This is a genomic window from Paenibacillus sp. J22P277 (assembly GCF_059383675.1).
In genome coordinates, this window is record NZ_JBXENS010000001.1 from 346,062 (window position 1) to 366,297 (window position 20,236).

The 20,236-nt window shown below is 57.1% G+C and carries 22 protein-coding genes; 3 read left to right on the forward strand and 19 right to left on the reverse strand.

Going from position 1 to position 20,236, the window contains the following annotated elements:
• Positions 1 to 177 precede the first annotated feature (177 nt).
• Positions 178 to 1,122 (forward strand): polysaccharide deacetylase family protein, encoded by a 945-nt coding sequence (locus AC50YL_RS01720; protein ID WP_494828811.1) that lies wholly within the window; start codon positions 178 to 180, stop codon positions 1,120 to 1,122.
• Here AC50YL_RS01720 and AC50YL_RS01725 read toward each other — a convergent pair.
• The 3 genes from AC50YL_RS01725 to AC50YL_RS01735 are packed head-to-tail and all read right to left on the reverse strand — an operon-like array spanning position 1,076 to position 2,823.
• On the reverse strand, positions 1,076 to 1,936 hold the full coding sequence (locus AC50YL_RS01725; RefSeq protein WP_494828813.1) for a metallophosphoesterase: 861 nt from the start codon (positions 1,934 to 1,936) through the stop codon (positions 1,076 to 1,078). The genes AC50YL_RS01720 and AC50YL_RS01725 overlap by 47 nt on opposite strands.
• Positions 1,937 to 1,981: 45 nt before the next feature.
• Positions 1,982 to 2,233, reverse strand: a complete 252-nt coding sequence (locus tag AC50YL_RS01730; protein ID WP_494828814.1) for a hypothetical protein — start codon at positions 2,231 to 2,233, stop codon at positions 1,982 to 1,984.
• Positions 2,230 to 2,823: a CPBP family intramembrane glutamic endopeptidase gene (locus AC50YL_RS01735; RefSeq protein ID WP_494828815.1), complete on the reverse strand. Its 594-nt coding sequence runs from the start codon at positions 2,821 to 2,823 to the stop codon at positions 2,230 to 2,232. Before AC50YL_RS01735 ends, AC50YL_RS01730 begins: the two co-directional genes overlap by 4 nt.
• Before the next feature lie 162 nt (positions 2,824 to 2,985).
• Between AC50YL_RS01735 and AC50YL_RS01740 the strand changes: the two genes are divergently transcribed.
• Positions 2,986 to 3,858 carry a hypothetical protein gene (locus tag AC50YL_RS01740; RefSeq protein ID WP_494828816.1) on the forward strand — a complete coding sequence of 291 codons (873 nt, stop codon included), beginning with the start codon at positions 2,986 to 2,988 and terminating at the stop codon, positions 3,856 to 3,858.
• Positions 3,859 to 3,869: 11 nt separating this feature from the next.
• Here the strand turns inward: AC50YL_RS01740 and AC50YL_RS01745 are convergent, their stop codons facing one another.
• Positions 3,870 to 4,196 (reverse strand): rhodanese-like domain-containing protein, encoded by a 327-nt coding sequence (locus tag AC50YL_RS01745; RefSeq protein WP_494828817.1) that lies wholly within the window; start codon positions 4,194 to 4,196, stop codon positions 3,870 to 3,872.
• Between the two features lie 270 nt (positions 4,197 to 4,466).
• On the opposite strand from AC50YL_RS01745, the gene serA reads away from it, so the two are divergent.
• Positions 4,467 to 6,059, forward strand: coding sequence for a phosphoglycerate dehydrogenase (gene serA, locus AC50YL_RS01750; RefSeq protein WP_494828818.1), 1,593 nt, complete (start codon positions 4,467 to 4,469; stop codon positions 6,057 to 6,059).
• 239 nt (positions 6,060 to 6,298) lie between these two features.
• Here the strand turns inward: serA and AC50YL_RS01755 are convergent, their stop codons facing one another.
• The 15 genes from AC50YL_RS01755 to AC50YL_RS01825 form a co-directional block, all read right to left on the reverse strand.
• Positions 6,299 to 7,720, reverse strand: a complete 1,422-nt coding sequence (locus tag AC50YL_RS01755; protein WP_494828820.1) for a HAMP domain-containing sensor histidine kinase — start codon at positions 7,718 to 7,720, stop codon at positions 6,299 to 6,301.
• Entirely contained in the window at positions 7,721 to 8,437 is a 717-nt protein-coding gene (locus AC50YL_RS01760) for a response regulator transcription factor (RefSeq protein WP_494828822.1), read from the reverse strand. It abuts the gene before it with no gap.
• A gap of 96 nt (positions 8,438 to 8,533) precedes the next feature.
• Positions 8,534 to 9,793 carry a cytochrome c biogenesis protein CcsA gene (gene ccsA, locus AC50YL_RS01765; protein WP_494828824.1) on the reverse strand — a complete coding sequence of 420 codons (1,260 nt, stop codon included), beginning with the start codon at positions 9,791 to 9,793 and terminating at the stop codon, positions 8,534 to 8,536.
• A complete protein-coding gene (gene resB, locus AC50YL_RS01770; protein ID WP_494828826.1) occupies positions 9,790 to 11,454 on the reverse strand; it encodes a cytochrome c biogenesis protein ResB in 1,665 nt (554 codons plus the stop codon). Before resB ends, ccsA begins: the two co-directional genes overlap by 4 nt.
• Before the next feature lie 19 nt (positions 11,455 to 11,473).
• Positions 11,474 to 12,001, reverse strand: a complete 528-nt coding sequence (locus AC50YL_RS01775) for a redoxin domain-containing protein (RefSeq protein WP_494828828.1) — start codon at positions 11,999 to 12,001, stop codon at positions 11,474 to 11,476.
• Between the two features lie 95 nt (positions 12,002 to 12,096).
• Positions 12,097 to 12,837, reverse strand: a complete 741-nt coding sequence (locus AC50YL_RS01780; protein WP_161740633.1) for a pseudouridine synthase — start codon at positions 12,835 to 12,837, stop codon at positions 12,097 to 12,099.
• Between the two features lie 151 nt (positions 12,838 to 12,988).
• Entirely contained in the window at positions 12,989 to 13,507 is a 519-nt protein-coding gene (locus AC50YL_RS01785) for a spore maturation protein (RefSeq protein ID WP_494829772.1), read from the reverse strand.
• Between the two features lie 10 nt (positions 13,508 to 13,517).
• Complete coding sequence (locus AC50YL_RS01790; protein ID WP_494828830.1) at positions 13,518 to 14,222, reverse strand: nucleoside recognition domain-containing protein; 705 nt, start codon at positions 14,220 to 14,222, stop codon at positions 13,518 to 13,520.
• Positions 14,223 to 14,291: 69 nt separating this feature from the next.
• Positions 14,292 to 15,413, reverse strand: coding sequence for a D-alanyl-D-alanine carboxypeptidase family protein (locus AC50YL_RS01795; RefSeq protein ID WP_494828832.1), 1,122 nt, complete (start codon positions 15,411 to 15,413; stop codon positions 14,292 to 14,294).
• Between the two features lie 141 nt (positions 15,414 to 15,554).
• Positions 15,555 to 16,013, reverse strand: coding sequence for a GerW family sporulation protein (gene ytfJ, locus AC50YL_RS01800; protein ID WP_494828835.1), 459 nt, complete (start codon positions 16,011 to 16,013; stop codon positions 15,555 to 15,557).
• 81 nt (positions 16,014 to 16,094) lie between these two features.
• Positions 16,095 to 16,793: a DUF2953 domain-containing protein gene (locus AC50YL_RS01805; protein ID WP_494828837.1), complete on the reverse strand. Its 699-nt coding sequence runs from the start codon at positions 16,791 to 16,793 to the stop codon at positions 16,095 to 16,097.
• An 82-nt stretch (positions 16,794 to 16,875) separates the two neighbouring features.
• A complete protein-coding gene (scpB, locus tag AC50YL_RS01810) occupies positions 16,876 to 17,547 on the reverse strand; it encodes an SMC-Scp complex subunit ScpB (RefSeq protein ID WP_494828839.1) in 672 nt (223 codons plus the stop codon).
• Positions 17,513 to 18,292 carry a segregation and condensation protein A gene (locus AC50YL_RS01815; protein ID WP_494828841.1) on the reverse strand — a complete coding sequence of 260 codons (780 nt, stop codon included), beginning with the start codon at positions 18,290 to 18,292 and terminating at the stop codon, positions 17,513 to 17,515. Before AC50YL_RS01815 ends, scpB begins: the two co-directional genes overlap by 35 nt.
• 47 nt (positions 18,293 to 18,339) lie before the next feature.
• Positions 18,340 to 18,810 carry a 6,7-dimethyl-8-ribityllumazine synthase gene (gene ribH / locus AC50YL_RS01820; RefSeq protein WP_161740648.1) on the reverse strand — a complete coding sequence of 157 codons (471 nt, stop codon included), beginning with the start codon at positions 18,808 to 18,810 and terminating at the stop codon, positions 18,340 to 18,342.
• Between the two features lie 51 nt (positions 18,811 to 18,861).
• Entirely contained in the window at positions 18,862 to 20,121 is a 1,260-nt protein-coding gene (locus tag AC50YL_RS01825; RefSeq protein WP_494828843.1) for a bifunctional 3,4-dihydroxy-2-butanone-4-phosphate synthase/GTP cyclohydrolase II, read from the reverse strand.
• Positions 20,122 to 20,236: the final 115 nt, after the last annotated feature.

Consider the following 20,236-nt stretch of genomic DNA (forward strand, 5'->3'; position numbering starts at 1 on the left):
AGCCCTCCTCAAAAATGCGGATGCACTCGGATTCGAATATAGTTTTGCCTGGCCGGGGCGAGGTCATCCCAGCACAAATTAAGGAAAGGGGAAAGTTCGGCCGGTTGTTTATAATATGATACAATGAGGGCGTTCTTAGCGCCGCGCGGTTGCCGCGATTACTGGAGGTGGATTGACATGAAACTGCTTCAAGCCTATCTAACGACATTCACGGTCATCGCGAGCTTGACGATCGCGTCCGGATGCGCATCCGGCGGCAACTCCGCTTCACCGGACTCGGCCGAACCGGATCAAACGGCTAACCAGGCGCAATCTTCGGCAATTCCGAACGTGCCGAATTCTCCCCGAATGAACGAATCGACCGCACCTAAGCCGAATGCGGAAACTGCCGCTCCGAGCGACGCGAACGAAGACGACAAACAAACGAACGCGCCGGCGGCCTCCGTTCAAGTCGTGCCGAAGAAATTGTACCGCATGAACAGCGTCTACAGTTTCGTTCCTATTAATAAGGAAGCAACGACCGGCAAGGTCGTGCTGCTGACGTTCGACGACGGCCCGAAAGCCGATAAAACGCTCGGCTCCCTTCTCGATACGCTCGATAAGCACCATGCGAAGGCGATCTTCTTCGTCAACGGCTACCGCGTGAAATCCCATCCGGAGCTGCTCAAAAAAATAGCCGACCGCGGTCAAACGATCGGCAATCATTCCTGGGACCATATCGATCTGAAGAAAGAAAAGGAAGCAACCGTGAAGAAGCAAATCGGGGATGTCCAAGCTGCCGTCAAGAAGATCACCGGCAAGTATCCGCAATTTTTCCGCCCCCCTTTCGGATCGGGCAATGATGCGGTGAAGGGAATCGTACGCGCCGACGGCATGCTGTACATGACGTGGTCCAATGGTTCGCTGGACTGGGACAGCAGCACTAAGAACAAGCCGGATAAAGTCATCGCCAACGTCTTGGATCAGCTTCATCCAGGCGTCAATATCCTCATGCACGAGCTGCCTTGGACAACGGAGGCGCTGGATTCGCTGCTGACGAAGCTCGAAGCGAAAGGTTACGGCTTCATCGATCCGTCTACGATCGAGCTTGGTCTGGAGCCGCCGTCGAAGTCCGCAAAATAATACGGTGCAGCTGCGGTTCCGTCATCAAGCGGATCGGCAGCCTCGAGGTTCCGAAGCCGCAGCTGACGAACATTCTCGTCTTCGGAATCCCTTTGCCTCGCACCGGCAAATCAAACCAGCCCCGCCAATAACCGGAGTCGTCGCTCCCCCGCCATAACGGTCCCGCGATCGGCAGCGCGACCTGCCCGCCGTGCGTATGGCCGGACAAGATAAGGTCGATGCATTCATCGCCTTTCAACCGCTTCGCGATAATGGGATCATGCGCCAACAGAATCGTAAACAATTTGCCGCGCCCGTCTTCCATATCGGCAAGCGCGAGTTCCGGATCTTCATGATCGGTACGCGGATCGTCCACGCCCGCGAGGCGGATTCGGGTCCCGTCTTTCTTCTCCAGGATGACGGACTCGTTCACGAGCAACCGCACCCGTTCTTCGGCCAGCAGCACTTCGTACGGACGCATTTCTTCATCGTAATCATGGTTCCCGTGTACCATATAGATCGGCGCGATCCGCGAAAGGCGCTTGATATTCTCGCGGATGCGCGCGGCCGGAACCGACTTTTCGCGCAAATCCCCTCCGATTAATACCAAGTCAGCGCCGCCTGCAGCTATGAAAGCATCGATCAAATCGAGCGGGATGGCCCGCCTATGTATATCGCTGATGAACAACAGCGCCGTTCCGTCGAATGCTTGCGGCAGCCTATCGAACGCCGCGACTTGTTGATCCAGTCGATATTGATAGGAAAGGCGCACCATATAGGCCAGCGCGAGAACACCAAATGCCGCAATGGCGATAACGATCCACATGACTGCCATTTATTCGTTTCGCACCTCCCGGTTCGTCGCGTAATTTCGCCTGTCTTAATCGAACTGCCTCCCCCACCACAGCATGCCTGCCAGCAGCAGAAGAAACAAAACGATCAGCAGCCGGTAAAACCAGCGCGTCAGCTGCTGTTTGCTTGAAGGATGGGACTGCCTTCTCGGCGGCAGCGGCAGTTTCTCCTGTCCATTCGTCTCCAAGCCCCATTCCGCTTCCAGTGCCGCCGCGGTTTCGTCCATGAAATCCTCGGACGGCGCCCCTTTCCTTTTGCCGAATTTTTGAACTCTGCTCATGCTTCCCTCCGAAAACGAATGACCAACCCCATAACCAAATCAATGACGAAGTGCGCGATAATAGGCGCGAGCAAGGTACCGGTCTTGATGTAAATCCAACCGAGCGCGTAGCTGATCGCGAACACGAGTCCGGTCGGAATCCAATGCTTTAAATATCGGACATGGATGGTCGCGAATATAATACTCGTCCAGTAGGGACCGATATGATATTGGACGGCTCCGCGGAACAACGTCTCCTCGCAGACGGCCACGACGAGCGACAAAACCGCGATATGCCAGATCGGGCGGTGGCGAAAAATCCGATCGTTGACGCCTCCGTCGTCGCTGGCTTCATCGGGCACGAAGCGGGCCGCGAGCATGTCGAGGGCGATGACCGCGGCGGCCAGCCCGATCCCCCAATAAACAAAATTCCAATCGATCCCGGGTTCGAACAAACGAAATGGATTCCGACGCTGAAATAATAGCCAGACGAAGCCGATAATGAAGGTAATCGCCTGCGTGGCGTACAAATTGATGAGCAGCATCCGGTCATCGATTTGGTCGATGTCCATCGTTTTCAGCCTGATTTTGCGGATGTCGAATTTTTTCATGTCCTGCTCCTGCCATGGTAGGTTTATATTTCCTTTTCATAGGTTTTATCCTATACTAGGAGGACAATCGGGAAAAATTTGTCGAAAAATAGTACGAAGGGGATTAACATGGAGAAACGACTAACACGTACTGAAATGCTCTTTAGTCTTGGATTCCTTTTCATGCTCGTTTTCGCGGTCGGCGCGTTTTTCTATGGCGTCAAAATTGGTTCCGAGAAGACAGAAGCGAAGCTGGTGGAAAACGCCAAGCACCTCAGCAGCAGCGGCAAAGGCAGCCCAAGCGCTTACCAGCAGCAAGATCTTGTATCATTCTATCATACCGTATTTTTGCCTTACCGTGAATTTCAAAACGAATGGTTCGACACGATCCGCAAATTGTCGTCCGGCCAGCTGAACGATGCCGGCTCGGCGTTGAAGGGACTATCGGGTTCCGCGAACCAAACTTATAATGAAGCCGAACACGCATCGGTCCCGGCGAGCTCGCCTCTCTTGGAATCCGCGCAGCTCCAACTGCTCAAGAGCCTGCGCATGTTGTCGGAAGCCGCGCAGCGAGCCGCCGGCTCCGCGAAAGAGATGGCCGAAGCCGATCTGATCAAGGCGCTCATGAAAGACGCCTATTACACGGACGGCGTAAAATACGCGCTCGGCGGACAGCAGGACTATTACGGGGCCATGCTGAAATGGAGCGCATCCGTAAATCCCGATATCCCGGGCGAATACGAGGCATCCGCCGGATTGAATATCGCGCAATGGAAGACGCTCCCGCTCACCGTCAAAAACAAGGTCGCGGCCGATCAGCTGAACGCGCGCAAATCACTCGCGCCGTTCTATCCGCAGGATCTGACTTCCCGCGTCGACGAATTCATCCGTTCCGGCCAGGCCGGCTCCATGAAAATGCGCACCGTCGATTCCGTCATCGATCTGCTCGTCAAGACCGAAGCCGTCCGCGCCGGCGACTTCGGAACCAGCAAAGCCCAGCTTTATCCGAAGGAACTGCTCCCGCAGCTCCCCTTCTTCTTCCCGGAAAAGGAATAACCGGGCACCGATTAATCATACTGGAATCCGTCATGCCGGGATACGGCAGCCATTCCGCCGACCACGTTGGCGAGGCTGCCGTATCCTTTTTCGTTCAGGTAGCGGCATGCCGCTTGACTGCGCACGCCGTGCGCGCAGATGATGTACACCGGTTTATCCGCCGGAATCCGATCCCATGTTTCTTGGAAGGACGATAAGGGCATCAGCGTGCTGCTTTCCAAATGGTAATAGTCCCATTCTTCCTGTTCCCGCACATCTATGATTTGCTCCGGCGCAAGCTTGCCTTCCTGCACTAATCGCCAGAAAGCGTCCGGTTGTATTTGACTCCATGATTCCATTGTTTTCGCCTCCCGTTTACGGTCGATCATAACGAAATTTTCACATTTGAGCAAGTTTTAAGCATTGCATTTATAGTTCATCTTGCTATAATAGGAGAAACATTAACGAAGCCCTAAATTGCTGGTTCCACAGGATTCAATCATAGCTCGATGTGTGATCGTGTGAACGGACTCTCGCCTTCGGCGCCGCGCTGTGCGGCGGGATGGACGAGGGTCTTTCACTTCTATACTATACAACCCATCATACAAACGCTCAGGAGGCAATCCAACATGTTTAAAGTATTGGTCTCAGATCCAATCAGCGATTTAGGCATTCAGAAGCTCGCGGATGCGGAGGATGTCACGGTCGACAAGAAGCCGGGACTTAGCGAAGACGAGCTCGTGGCCATCATCGGCGAATACGATGCCCTGCTCGTGCGCAGCCAAACCCGCGTGACCGCCCGCATCATGGACGCCGGGAAATCGCTTAAAGTCGTCGGACGCGCGGGCGTCGGCGTCGACAACATTGATTTGGAAGCAGCTACGGGACGCGGCATTATCGTTATTAATGCGCCGGACGGCAATACCATTACGACTTGCGAGCATACCTTCGCCATGATGATGGCGGTTGCCCGCCATATCCCGCAAGCCTACCTGAAAACGGTCGGCGGCGAATGGGACCGCAAGTCGTTCCTCGGCGTCGAGCTCCGCGGCAAAATCTTGGGCGTGCTCGGCATGGGACGGATCGGAAGCGAAGTTGCCAAACGCGCCAAAGCGTTCGGCATGGTCATCTGGGGCTACGACCCGTTCTTGACGGAAGAGCGCGCGGAGAAACTCGGCATTCGGTTGTCGAGCGTGGACGATATCGTGCGCAATGCGGACTTCATGACGGTTCATACGCCGCTTACGCCTGAAACGCGCCACATGATTTCCCGTCCGCAATTCGAAATCATGAAGAAGGGCATGCGGATCGTCAATTGCGCGCGCGGCGGTATCATCGACGAACTGGCTCTCGTGGAAGCAGCAGATCAAGGCATCGTCGCCGGAGCCGCGTTCGACGTCTTCGAGGTCGAGCCTCCCGAAGCGGATCACCCGTTCCTGAAGCATCCGAAGATCATCGTGACGCCGCATCTCGGTGCCTCTACCGTGGAAGCGCAGGAGAACGTCGCGATCGACGTTTCCGAGCAAGTACTGAACATTTTGCGCGACAAGCCGTTCTTGAACGCCGTGAACATGCCTCCTATTCCAGCCGATGTGCTGAATAAACTGCAGCCGTACTTCAACCTCGGCGAGAAGCTGGGCAGCTTCGTCTCGCAGCTTACGGAAGGCGCCGTGGAAGAAATCACGGTCAGCTATGCCGGCGAGCTGGCTGAAGTCGATACGCAGCCGCTGACCCGTTATATCGTCCGCGGCGTGCTTTCCCATCACTTGGGCGCGGATCAAGTCAATGTCGTCAACTCGATGCACCTGGCGAAAGAACGCCATGTCAACATCGTCGTGAACAAGTCGCATACGGCACGCGACTTCACCAATTCGATTACGGTTCAGCTGCGCTCCAAAGTTGCGACGCGTCTCGTGACGGGCACGATGCTGACCGGATACGGACCGCGGATCGTTCAGATCGACCGCTTCACGGTGGACGTCGCGCCGGAAGGCAACCTGATCCTGATCTCGCACAACGACAAACCGGGCATTATCGGAAGCGTCGGTACGCTGCTCGGCAATAACGGCGTGAATATCGCGGCAATGCAGGTAGGGCGGGAATTGCAAGGCGGCGCGGCCATCATGGTGCTCACCGTCGACAAAGGCGCCTCCAAAGACGTCGTTGCAAAGCTGGTCGAGCTTCCGGATCTGAACAAAGCCAAAGAGATCAACCTGTACTAGAATCAAGGCTTGCAGTCCGGCCAATACGATCAAAAAGCGCTGTCCTCCAGGGGGCAGCGCTTTTTTTATCTCTTTTCGGCGTTTACGCAAAGAAAATGTTTCACGACCAACAAGATTAGTCTACTTCCTTCAACAAGATGCGACTTTAATTCTCGTCTTAGACCTGGTAGCCATGACCACGTTTGGCATGCAAAAAGGCGCTCCGCTCTGCGGAACGCCCTTCACCGATCCGATGGCATTCATCGCGATGGATCGACGGGAAGCAGCAACGTGAATGTCGTGCCGACGCCGACCGTGCTTTCCGCGCGAATCCGCCCTTGATGCGATTCGATGATGTTTTTCACAATAGCCAGGCCTAGGCCCGTACCGCCGCTGGACGCGCCGCGCGTGCGCGCCTTATCGGCCTTGTAGAAACGTTCGAAAATGAAGGGCAGGTCCTCGTTCGGTATCCCTTCGCCCTCGTCTCTTACCTTGATTTCAACGAAAAGCTTGCGATCGACGACGGCTTGCCGCGCGCTCACGGCAATATGCGCTTCCTGCGGCGTATGCCGGATCGCATTGCTGAGCAGATTGGTCAGCACCTGTTCCAACCGGTCCTCGTCCGCTTCCGCGATCACGAGCGGCTCCGAGGGCAACTCGATGTCCAGCTGAATGTTCTGTTCCTTCGCCAGCCCTTGGAATTTTCGGTGCACGCGCTTCAGCAGCACGGTCAAATCCGTCGTCTCGAGTTTCATCTCCATATGGCCCGCTTCCATTCTTGCCAGATCCAGAAGATCCTTCACCAAGCGACCCATTCGAAGCGATTCTTCGTAGATGACATGGGCGAGCTCTTTCCGCTCTTCCGGCGAAGCCGCGATGTCGTCGAGCAGCGCTTCGCTGTAGCCCTGCAGCATCGATAACGGCGTGCGGAGCTCGTGCGAGACATTCGCGACGAAGTCGCGGCGCAGCTTCTCGAGCTTCGTTTCTTCCGTTACGTTGCGCATGACGGCCACCGCTCCGCGAACCGTATCGTTTGACTTGAGCGGCGCCATGACGACGGACCAGACGCCGCTCTGCACATGCACCTTGTCCGTCAAATCGCGCCCTTCCCGCAGCACTTTGCGGTAGAGATCGAATAACGGCTCCGGCACCTGCGAACGGATCCTCGACTCTTCCGTCCACTCCAGCTCGTTCCAACTGTCGATCAGCCGCTGTCCGTGCGGATTCGCCAGAATGACTTGACCCGCCGCGTCGAAGGTGACAACGGCGTCCGCCATGCTGCGGTGAACGCTCGCCAAGTGCTCCTTCTCATGGTTCAAGTCGCGGATCAGCGTGTCGAGCTCGGATGCCATATTGTTGAACGTATTCGCCAGATCGCCGATCTCGTCCGTGGAACGGATCGGCACCCTTGTCCGGTATTCGCCCTGCGAAATAAGATCGGCCGCCTTCTTCATCTGGAGCAGCGGCTGCGTAATCTTCGTGGACAGGAAAAACGCGAAAAACGTGGAAAGCAAGAACCCGATAACCGCCGTATAGACGAAGAGCACCTTGACGGCATGCGAATTATTGAACGCGATATCGATATACTGCAGCAGGAACATGCCGAGGATCAACAGCACCGCCGCCACGAGTGCAATGATGGTTAGCCAAAGTTTGCCGACTACGCTGCGCCAGATCACCACTTATTTGGATACCTCGAGCTTGTAGCCAACGCCCCACACCGTCGTGATCATCATCGCCGCTTCCGGCGAAACCTTGTTCAGTTTCTCGCGCAGCCGTTTGACATGCGTATCGACGGTGCGCAGGTCGCCGAAAAATTCATAGTTCCATACGTCCTTGAGCAGCTCTTCGCGGGAAAATACTTTGTCCGGCGAGATCGCGAGGTAATGCAGCAGTTCGTACTCCTTCGGCGTGAGGCTGACTTCCTGTCCGCCGGCCATGACGCGGTGCGCGTCATGCTCGATAATGAGATGCGGGAATACGATATTGTTGCTCGTCAGCGCTTCCTTCGTCAAGAATGCCGTGGCGGACGAACGGCGGAGAATCGCCTTGACGCGATAGATGACTTCGCGCGGGCTGAACGGCTTCACGACATAATCGTCCGCGCCGACCTCGAAGCCCTGCACGCGGTTCATTTCCTCGCCTTTGGCGGTGAGCATGATCACCGGCGTCGCCTTCACTTGACGCAGGCGCGTACACACCTCGATACCGTCCATGCCGGGCAGCATCACGTCGAGCAGGATGAGATCGAACTCGCCGATCGTCGCCATGCGCAGCGCGGATTCGCCATCCTCCGCTTCCTCGATCACATAGCCTTCCTTCTCCAGGTACATTTTGAGCAGCCTGCGGATTCGTTCTTCGTCGTCGACGACGAGAATGCGATGACGTTCTTCGGACATGCGTCATGTCTCCTCTCAATCGGATTGGACTTCCACTTCCCTAACCGTGCCGCAGGCGCGCGCCCCGAGAGACGCGCGCCTGTTTAAGCGTGCAATTTAGACACCCGCGTACGAGTGCAAGCCGACGAGTACGAGATTGACCCCGATCAGCGTGAACATAACCACCACGAAACCGATGACTGCGAGCCATGCGGACTTGGAACCGTGCCAGCCGCGGGACAAGCGAAGATGCAGGTAAGCCGTGTAATACAGCCAGGTGATGAGCGCCCAGACTTCCTTCGGATCCCAGCCCCAGAAACGCGACCAGGCGATGTACGCCCAGATCATGGCGAAAATCAAAGCGCCGAGCATGAAGATCGGATAGCCGATCGCGATGGCCCGATAGCTGATCTCGTCGATATCGTCTTCGTCGATGCCGTCCATCAGCGGATGGATGGCCGCGCCGATCCGTCTGCGCAGGATCAAACGCAGCAGACCGTAAAGAATCGAACCGTTGATGATCGACCACGTGATCGTGTTGAGCTTGCGCGCCGCATCGACGCCATGCATCCAGTGCGGCGTCTCGAACAGCGGCTTGTCGATGCCGAGGAACGAATCGATCGACACGACTTGGCTGTTATAAGGTTTGAAGATCGGCGGCAACGTGTATTCCACCGTATTGACCGTCGAATTTTCGACGCCGCTATCGTCGATCGTCACCGTCTCCTGCTTGAAGTTCGCTTCATAGCCCGCGCCGCGGAAAGCGAACACGGAGCTGATGAACGCGATGATGACAATGATAACATAGAGCGTGAATTCCACCCAACGCTGCTCGCGTCTGGACTTATCGTCCTTCTTCGTGAAATCGACCGTCCGCAGCAAGTACATGAGCCCGGCGGCGAAACCGACCGCGAAGAACGCCTCTCCCGATGCGGCGGTCGTAACGTGAATCTTCAGCCAGTAGGACTGCAGCGCCGGAATGAGCGGCTGCACTTCCTGCGGAAACACCGCCGCGTACGCGACGATGATGACCACGAGCGGAAGCGTGAACAGTCCGAGCAGCGGCTTGCGGTAGATCGCGTCGACGATGATGAACGCCGCCATGATCGCCATCGCAAGGAACGACATGAACTCGTACATGTTGCTCGTCGGAATGTGGCCGCCGCCCGCCCACCGGGTGAAGAAGAACGTCAGGTGCGCGATAAACCCGAGCAAAGCCACGAAATAAGCGATGCGGCCCCAGCGTTTGGTATGCTCCTCGGGACTGCGTTTGCTCCATTTCTTGCCGAGCGCGGCCACCCCGTAAAATAAAAACCCGAAGCAGTAAAGAAAGAATGCGACGATAAACGCGTCGCTGCTGAAATCAAGCAAACTCACGATTTGTTCCTCCCGTTATCGAGCGACTTCGGCTCTACGACGATGCCTATTCCGCGCAGGGCGGACGCGACCTCGGCACGCATGCCGTAATTGTTCTTGTTCGTATGGGCGCCGAGCGTCACGCGGCCGTTATCGAGTCGCAGCCAAATCCGGCGGTGCTGCCAGTAGGAACCGAGCAGAAGGCCGAACATGGAGATGCCTGCTCCTACCCATATGTAAGGCATGGCGCGGTCGTAACGGATGTTGAGCGAAGTCTCCACCGGCGCGAATTCGACGCCGCCCATCGAAGGCACCTTCAAATCGAAACGTTCGGCCAGTTTTCCGTTAATAACGTCCTGGCTGAAGCGCTCCTTGTCCGTTTGCTTCGGAAAGTACATGTAGGGTTCGCCCTTCTCGTCCAAGCCGGGTCCCTTCAAAACGAAGACGAACGCGGGCGCGTTCGGTTCGCGCGACTTGGTCGTCGGCTGGCCGTCCGAATTGAGCGCGAAATCCATGTACGATTGACGGAGCTCCAACGTATACGGGCCGAGCGCGTAATCGAGCTGCGGATTGCGCATGTCCAGCTTGAACGGTCCATACGTTTTACCCGTTTCCTTGTCGATCAGAACCGGATTGACCGCTTTCAATTTCGGCGTGTCGTCGAATCCGAATTGATAGGCTTTGATACCGTCGTACGACAACGGGTCGTTCACGATGATATTATGACGCGTGGCTTCCGTCAGCTTCGGCGTCTTCGAGGGGTCGTCGCAATCGGCGGAGCAGGAGTACAGAATGGCTTGCGTCTCGTACAGCTTCGCGCGGGCGGTGCCCTTCAATTCCGTCGGAAGCTCGGCGTCGGTGTAGTAATCGATCGTGAACTTCTCGTTCTTGATGTAATACTTCGTCTCCGGAACCTTCACCGTCTGCCCTTCCGGAACGGTCACGTAGTTGTCGATCGACCACCCGGGCAGCGTACGGAGCAGGACGGCGAGCAGGAAGATGATGAGTCCGATGTGATTGACGTAAGGTCCCCAGCGGCTGAACCGGTTTTTCTCCGCCAGCAGCGCGCCGTTCTCCATGTGAACCTTGTAGCGCTTTCGCTTCAATTGAGCAGCCAACCGTTCCGTCCATGCGTCCTCCGGTCCTTCGGCCGAGCCGGTATACACCGTTCTCTGGCGGGTCAGGAATTGCTCGTGCTTGCGGATCTGCTGCTTGTTCAGCGCCCGGTACAGCGGGAGAACCCGGTCCAGGCTGCAGATGACGAGGGATGTGCCGATCATGACGAGCAGACCGATGAACCACCAGGATTCATACGTGTTGGAAAATCCCAGCTTATAATACCATTTGCCGATCCACCCGTACTTGCCTTCATAATAAGTGGACGGATCGAACGAGATAAAAGCGTTTTCCTGCGTGAAGATCGTGCCGATCATCGCCGCGATCAGCGTGATCACGATCAAGCGTACCGCGACCTTCACCGAGGAGAAGAAGTTCCAAACCCGGTCGATCGGGGACGGATTGCTCTTCTGCGAGCGCCGGGCGATGCCATCGTACCGCATCTCGAGCGGAGCGCCGCTGCTCTCTTCCTCCGGATCGAGCGGGTAACCGCAGCTTTCGCATAATACGGTACCGGTAGGATTCTGGTGGCCGCATCTGCATTTCGTATTTTCAAAAGCTGACAATGCAAATAACCTCCTCCGACTAGGACGCCAGTAGTTTCGTGATGCGCTCGTCCATGTCTTGTTTCCCCATCGCTCCGATAAAGACGTCCATTATCGTCCCGTCTGGCTTCACGAAGAAGGTGGTGGGATACGACTTAAGCCCATATGCGCGTTCGACTTGCCGATTGTTGTCCTGCAGCATCGTGTAACTGACGCCGTACTGCTTAATAAAATTGCTAATCGCCAAATTATCCTCGCTCAGGTTAATTCCGACGATCTCAAACGGCTTGTCCCCGTGCTTCTTGTACTGTTCTTCCAAATCCGGCGTCTCCGTCACGCAGCCCGGGCAGAACGTGCCCCAAAAATTGATGACGAGCGCTTTTCCCTTATAGTCCTCGAGCCGGTGCGTCTTGCCGTCCATGTCGAGAAGCGCGAAAGAAGGCGGCGTCTTGCCTTTGCCCGGCAGTCCGCCGCCGCTCGCAAACAGCGAGTGGCCGATGGCATATCCGCCCAGTATGAGAACGCCGAGGAAGATCAGCACTTGAATGAGTCTGCGGTTTGATTTCATGCTGGTTCACCGCCTGTTCGTGAGCTGCATTGCTGCTGTTTTGCGTATTTCCATTATAACGAAAATCGGACGGCAATAGAGATTGCCGCCGCTCGTTATTTTTGAATTTTATGTGTCTTGACGGCCGCGGCGCGAAGCTCTTGAATCTCTTTCGGCGTCAAATGGCGGAACTTGCCGCGGGCCAGCCCGTGAAGGCCCAGCTCGCCGAAGCGAATTCTTCGGAGCAGAATAACGGGATGATTGATGGCGTCGAACATTCGTCGAACTTGCCGGTTGCGGCCCTCGTAAATCGTGATCGTGATCGTGGCCTGATTCTTCTCCGTGTCGACGTCGTGATACTCCACTTCGGCGGGAGCCGTCATGCCGTCCTCGAGCAAAATGCCCTGCTGCAGCCGCTCCAGCGCCGAGCCGTGCGGGACGCCTTTCACGGTTGCCCAATAGGTCTTCGGCACGTGATGGCTGGGATGCGTGAGCAGATTGGCGAACTCCCCGTCGTTCGTCAGGAGCAGCAGTCCTTCGGTATCATAATCCAACCGGCCGACGGGGTATACCCGTTCTTTGATGCCGGGCAAGTAGTCGGAGACGATCTTGCGCCCTTGCGGGTCGCTCGCGCTCGTAATGACGCCCTTCGGTTTATGCAACATCAAGTAAAGCTTGCTTTCGCTTCGGATTCTGCGCCCGTTCACGGTAATGACGTCCACGGCGGGATCGGCTTTGACGCCCAAGGTCGTCACGGTCTCTTCGTTGACCTGGACCTTCCCGGACAGAATAAGCTCCTCGCATTTGCGGCGCGATGCAACGCCGGCCTGCGCTAAAATCTTTTGTAAACGTTCCAATGTTTTCACCTCACCCCCCATCATACCCTAAATCGACATGCGAAAGAAAGTCCGGCATCGGGCTTGCCGTTTCGTCGAATACGCAAAAAGCCCTACTGCGCGCATCCGCCGGCAAGGCATCGCGCCCGATAGGGCTTCGGGAATATGTAAGCTACTCGCCGAAAACGAATAAACAAATGATGATTGCCGCGAAAAACCCGACCAAGTCGGAAAAGAGGCCGACCTTCAGCGCATACTTGCTCTTGCGGATGCCGACCGCGCCGAAGTATACCGTAAGCACGTACAGCGTCGTATCGGTGCTGCCTTGAATGGTGGAAGAAATGCGGCCGATCAACGAATCCGGTCCGTACGTCTTAATTAGCTCCGTCGTGAACGCGAGCGAACCGGCGCCCGTGAGCGGCCGAAGCAGCCCTAACGGCAGCACCTCGCTCGGGATGCCGAGTCCGTCGAACAAGGGGCGGATCAGGCTCGCAAGCATGTCCATCGCCCCGGAGGCCCGGAACATGCTGATGGCCACCATCATGCCGACGAGATGCGGAATGATGTTGATCGCCGTTCCGAACCCGTCCTTCGCGCCGTCGATGAACGTCTCGTAGACGGGGACGCGCTTGAAGGCGGCATAGAGCGGGATAAACACGATCATGAGCGGAATGAGCCAAGCGGATATCATCGTTACCCACTCATACAATGGCCTCACCCTTTCCCTGGTCGAAGCCGCCGGACGCCGCTCCCGGCGGCGCGCCGGGCAGCTCGCGGTCATGCTCTGCCCCTATCGGCCCGTCCCGGCCTATATCTCTCGGCGGCTTGCGGTTATACCGGTGCCGGTACCAGCGGTCCGCCGCGATGGCGGCCGCGGTCGCGACCAGCGTCGCAGCCAGCGTCGTGCCGACGATCTCGGCCGGATTCACCGAGCCGTACGTCATTCGGATCGCGATCAACGTCGTCGGCACGAGCGTAATGCTCGACGTATTCAGCGCAAGCAGCGTGCACATCGCCGCGGACGCCGTTTCTTTATGCGGGTTCAGCTTCTGCAGTTCCTGCATCGCCTTGATGCCCATCGGCGTCGCCGCGTTTCCGAGTCCCAATATATTCGCGCTCATGTTGCTCATGATGTAGCCGAGCGCGGGATGTCCCTTGGGTACGTCGGGAAAAAGGAACCTTACGGCGGGCTGCAGAAGAATGGCGATTTTGCGGAGCAGTCCCGCATCCTCGCCGATGCGCATCAAGCCCAGCCAGAACACCATGACGCTGATCAAACCGAAGCTGACGGTCACGCCGCTTTTGGCGCCTTCGAACGCGGCTTCCGTGAGCGCGTCCATGCGGCCGTTCAATATAGCGGCAACGAAGCTGACCGCGATGAAGAAGAGCCAAATGAAATTCACCATTCCGCTGCCTCCTTCCTAAAAGATGCGTGCTGCGGGTCCCCGCTGCTTACCGGAACGAACCCCGAAGGCTCATTCCCGCGGCAGCCGCCCGCGCTCGCCCGTCGTCCACGCCGGTTTGTCCGGCAGCCCGATCCGCGTGCCATTCGGGTCGTAAACCGGCGTCGCGCCGATTCGTTCGTCGCCGACGAACCATTCCATCGTTCCGCGTTCGCCGAGCAGGTACGCGGAGGAACGCGCGTCCACCAACGTCAGTTTGTTGCGGAGCTGCGCCTTTTCGCCTTCGGCGAACGGATAGCGAAGCGTGCGTCCGACCGCCAGCGGATAACCGCTGACAGGCTGCCCTTTATGCGTCACCTCGCTGAGCGGATAATGGTCGAAGCCGTAGCTCAGCAGCCGCTGATGGTCGTTCCAGTCATCGCTGTCGTTCAGGGTAACGGCAACAAGCTGCTGGCCCCCGCGAGTGGCCGAGCTGACCAGGCAGCGCAGCGATTTCTTGGTGTAACCGGTTTTCACGCCGTCCGCGCCTTCGTACATCGCCAGCAATTTGTTTTTATTTTTCCATAGGTAATTCCAATTGTCGTTGGGGTTCGGAGCCGACTTGCTCTTTGTCTTGACGATTTCCTTGAACACCGGGTTCTTGAGCGCGTAAGCGGTCAGCTTGGCCAAATCGTTCGCGGACGCGTAATGCCCTTCGGCGTCCAATCCGCTCGGATTCATGAACTGCGAATTCGCGAGTCCCAGCATCTCGGCCTTGTCGTTCATGAGATGGACGAACCCTTCCTCGGAGCCGCCGACATGCTCGGCGATCGCGGTTGCCGCGTCATTGCCGGATCTCAGCATGAGCCCGTAGAGCATGTTATGCAGGCTCATCTTCTCCCCGCGCCGCAAATAAATCGACGATCCTTCTTTCCCGGCCGCACGGACGCTCGTCTCGACCATATCGGAAAGTTTTCCGTGCTCGATGGCGACGATGGCCGTCATGATCTTCGTCAAGCTTGCGATCAGCATCGGCTTGTCCCCGTTGTGGCTGTACAAAATCCGGCCGGACTCCACGTCGATCAGCGCGGCGCCCCTGGCTCCCGTCCTTATGGTTCCCGGCGCCGCGTCCGCCGTTCCGGGCAACCCCGGAAGCAGAATCAGCGCGGCAGCGGCAATAACGATCAGTCTGTTCGTGATGCAAGCGAGCCTCATAGATGTCCTGTCCTCCTTGATGTCGGTACTCGTCTTGTACAAGTATATGAAGCGGTTCGGGATATATCCCAACCCGTCCTAAAAAAAAGAACCGCCCCGGAGTGGACGGTCAGTCGGTGAAGCCGAAGCCCACCGTCGGCGCTAACGTACGTCCATGCTGTCGATGAGCACGGAATCGACTTCGGCGCCCATATCAGCGTGGTCTTTTTTGAACATGTTTTGAATTTTGTCGAACACCTGCGGCGCGGAATCGATCACGCGCTCCATCAGATGCGTTTGGTTATCCAGCGGCACGATACGAACGCCGTGCGTGCCGACGACGAGAAACGCGATCGGCGTAATGGAGACGCCGCCGCCGCTGCCGCCGCCGAAGGGCATCTGGACATCGGCGTTATGCATGTCGGCACCGGTCTTGCCATGCTCGCCCATGCGGATATCGCTGCCGCCGGCCACGAAGCCGAAGCCGACTTTGGAGATCGGCATAATGACGCTGCCGTCCGGGGTTTGGACAGGATCTCCAACTATGGTATTAACATCCACCATTTCCTTAATATTCTCCATTGCCGTTTGCATTAACCCTTGAATCGGATGGTCTGTCATCAAATAAAGTCCTCCTCGGATCAAAATCAGAAACTGCTCTTGCCGTTTCTAGCGTTCCCCCGCCCAAAGCGCATTATGTAATCATCCGCGCAGCAATATGCGCTGCCAGCCGACAACGCCGCGCTCCATTCCTTTCGCCGCGCGCTTGAGCTTGACCGAAATGCGGAAGCCGGCATAGATGGCATACGCGAAATTGATCTTGGCGGTGAATTTGCCTTCCGTCGAGAAATGCGGCGCCTGATAAACCGGCTGTACCGCCATGGCAGGATCCGTCTCCAACCGGATCAGCTGGGACAGCACGCCGACCGCCGTCGTTTTCACCGACCAAGCCATTCCCGTCAGCATGGCCGTCCACATCGCATCGTCCGTGCCGATCGCGCTCGTCCATTTCCATTCCGTGATGCGGATATGGCCGAGCGTGCGGCGGACCCAGCCAAGCAGATCGTCCGCATGCCGCAGCAGCGCATGGGACCACTCGATCGATTGCATGATGCTTTTCGCGTTCACGTTCGACGTGTTGACCTTCGACTCGCTTCCGCCGATGTTCTCTGCCGTCAGCTCCCGCTTCAGCTCCATGCCGATGCCCTTCATTTTCATCTCGGGCAGCTTCCAGCGATAGTTCACGATGCCGAGAAGCGCCCGGATGCGCAGCTCGGCATCGTCATCGTCGCCGACCCGCTTGATATGGCCGCGAATAACGACCGGAGAACACGCAATGACGAGCAGCAGCAAAAAAAAGAGACCTGCCGCGATCATCCATCCGAACGGGTAGCCGAGCATGGCGTTTTCCCCCATTTCCCTACTTTGGTCGGATATAGTATGACCTTGCGGACAAATCTCATTCGGCAATTGCTCGTGCAAGTTAATTCTCGGAGACCGTTTCCGGCTCCAGGGCGCCGATCGGCTCTTCGCCAAGCTCGTTATCGAGGTCGGCAAGCGACATATCCTCGATCGTCATTTGGCGTCCTTCCAGCCGTTCGAAGAGCAGCTGCGTCTGGTCTTCCAAATCCTCGTTCGTCATCGCCGAAGGCTCCGGGAGCGCGTCGAGCCCGGACAAGCCGAAGTAATCGAGAAACGATTTGGTCGTGCCGTATAGAATCGGGCGCCCGATCTGTTCCGCGCGGCCGACTTCTTCGATCAGGTCCTTGCTGACCAGCGATTGAAGCGCCCGGTCGCACTTGACGCCGCGGATCTCCTCGATCTCGACGCGCGTGATCGGCTGCCGGTACGCCACGATCGACAAGGTTTCCAGCGCCGCCTGCGACAAGCTGGAACGGGTCGGCGAGTACGCCATCCGTTCGAAATACGCCGCGTGGTCCGGATTCGTCGTCAACCGGTAGGCTCCCGCGATCAGCGACATCTGGATGCCGCGCTTCTTGCTTTTCAAATCCTTCATCAAATCTTTGGCCAGATCCGCCGCCGCCGCCGCGTCCAGCTGGAGAATGTCCGACAGCTGCTTCGCCGTCAGCCCTTCGTCCCCCGCCATGAAAAGCAGTCCCTCAATAATCGACTTCAACTTCGAATAATCCGCCATCAGCCGTTTCTCCCCTCCAATGCACCACGATATCATCAAATAGGCTGTGCTGGAAACAGCGAATATGCTTCATCTTCATAAGTTCAAGCAGCGCCAGGAACGTCACAACGATTTCATGCCGGCTCATATCGTCCCGGATGAGCTTCGAGAAGCGGACGGTTTCGAATTCCCGCAGCACGTCCACGATGTCGCGGATCCGGTCCTTCACGGAGATCTCGTCCCGGTGAATGGTCGCGATCACGTTGCGCCGCGTCGCTCTCCGGAGCGCCTTCTGGAAAGCCGCGATGAGGTCGCCGACGCCGAGTCCCTTGACGGGATTGGCCGGCACGACCTTCATGTACGGCGTCATATCCTCCGGCTCCTTCGAGAACACGAGGCTGCGCTCGAATTCCTGCTCCCGCAGCTGTTCCGCGATTTGCTTGTACTTGCGGTATTCCACGAGCTTCGCGATCAGCTCGTCCCGCGGGTCAAGGCCGTCATCCGGCCATTCCTCGTAATCGTCCTCGATAACCGGCGGTTTCGGGAGCAATTGCTTGCTCTTCATCGCCAGCAGCGTTGCCGCCATGACGAGAAATTCGCTCGTGACGTCCAGCTCCAGCTCCTGCATCGCATTCAAGTAGTCCATGTATTGATCCGTAATCTCGCTGACGGATATTTCATGGATGTCGATTTCGGCCTTGTCGATGAGATGGAGCAGCAGATCGAGCGGTCCTTCGAACGATTCCAGTTTATAGGTCACCGCCATGGTGCACGCCCACTCCTACACAGGTGATTGAAATTGCCTACGTTCGTTTAGCCTTGCAGCACTTTCGTCAGGTTGGCCATCTCGATGGCGGTAACGGCCGCTTCCCAGCCTTTGTTGCCGGCTTTCGTGCCCGCGCGCTCGATCGCCTGCTCGATCGAATCCACCGTCAGCACGCCGAACACGGTCGGCACGCCGGTTTTCAATCCGACGGACGCCACGCCTTTGGCCGCCTCGTTGCATACGTAGTCGAAATGCGGCGTGGATCCCCGGATAACGGCGCCAAGCGTGATCACGGCGTCGTATTTGCCGCTCTCGGCCATTTTCTGCGCGATCAGCGGAATTTCGAACGCGCCCGGTACCCAGGCGATGTCCACTTCGTTGTCTTCCGCGCCATGGCGCTTGAAGGCGTCAAGCGCGCCTCCGAGCAGTTTGCTGGAAATGAATTCGTTGAAACGTCCTACCACGACACCGTATTTAAACCCTTCGGAAATTAAATGTCCTTCGAATACGTTCGGCATGTTCAGTCATCCTCTCTGATTTAACCCGCTCTATGCTGGGATAGTAAAATGTTAAATGTTGTTTTGGATATCGTCAAATTTGAGCATATGGCCCAATTTGTCTTTCTTCGTGTGCAGGTACAGGTCGTTGTCTGCGTTCGCGTCCATTTGAATCGGCACCCGCTCCACCACTTCGAGGCCGTAGCCTTCCAATCCGCGGATTTTGCGGGGATTGTTCGTCAACAGCCGCATTTGGCGGATGCCGAGGTCTTTGAGGATCTGAGCGCCGATACCGTAATCGCGAAGATCCGGGGCAAAGCCAAGTTTAATATTCGCGTCCACGGTGTCCAAACCCTGCTCCTGCAGCTGATAAGCCTTCAATTTGTTGATTAGACCGATACCCCGGCCTTCCTGGCGCATGTACAGCAGCACGCCGCCGCCGGCCTCGTCGATCTGGCGAAGCGCCGCTTCGAGCTGAGGACCGCAATCGCAGCGGTGGGAGTGGAACACGTCGCCGGTCAAGCATTCGGAATGCACGCGCACGAGCGTCGGTTTCGCCGGATCGATCTCGCCCTTCACGAGCGCCACATGTTCCTTGTTGTCGACTTCGTTCGTGTAGGCCACCGCCCGGAAGACGCCGAAGTCAGTCGGAAGCTTCACTTCGACGACCCGCTCCACCAGATTTTCTTTCTCGTTGCGGTAATGAATAAGCGCCTCGATGGAAATCAGCTTCAAATCATGCTTGGCCTTGAACTCGATCAGATCCGGCAGGCGTGCCATGGAGCCGTCTTCCTTGATGATTTCGCAAATAACGCCCGCGGGTTCGGAGCCGCACATGCGGGCGAGATCGATCGCCGCTTCCGTATGGCCGGCCCGGCGAAGGACGCCGCCCTTCTTCGCGATGAGCGGGAAAATATGGCCCGGCCGGCGGAAATCGTCCGCCTTCGTATTCGGATCGATCAGCGCCTTGACGCTGAGCGAACGTTCGTAAGCCGAGATGCCCGTCGAGGTCGATGCATGGTCGACCGACACGGTGAACGCGGTGCCGTGGTAATCGGTGTTGCGCTGCACCATCGGCGGGAGATCGAGCTCCTCCGCGCGCTCCTGCGTAATCGGCACGCACACGAGGCCGCGCGCTTGCGTGATCATGAAATTGATGACTTCCGGCGTCGCCTTGCTCGCGAGCGCGATCAGGTCGCCTTCGTTCTCGCGGTCTTCATCGTCGACGACGATGATGGGCTTTCCGAGAATCAGATCGTATATGGCTTCTTCGATGGTATTGAATACCGGCCGTTCATCCTGCAAGTTCCTGGCACCAAGTTGGTTGCTCATCGCTTTTTCGCTCCTTTTGTAGGCGTGCTTGACTGCCTTTTATATCTCCGAAGCCAAGGCTACCCCGCTTTTCGGCAGCGAGCCGCGCTTGGATCCGGTAATAGCCGAACATGCG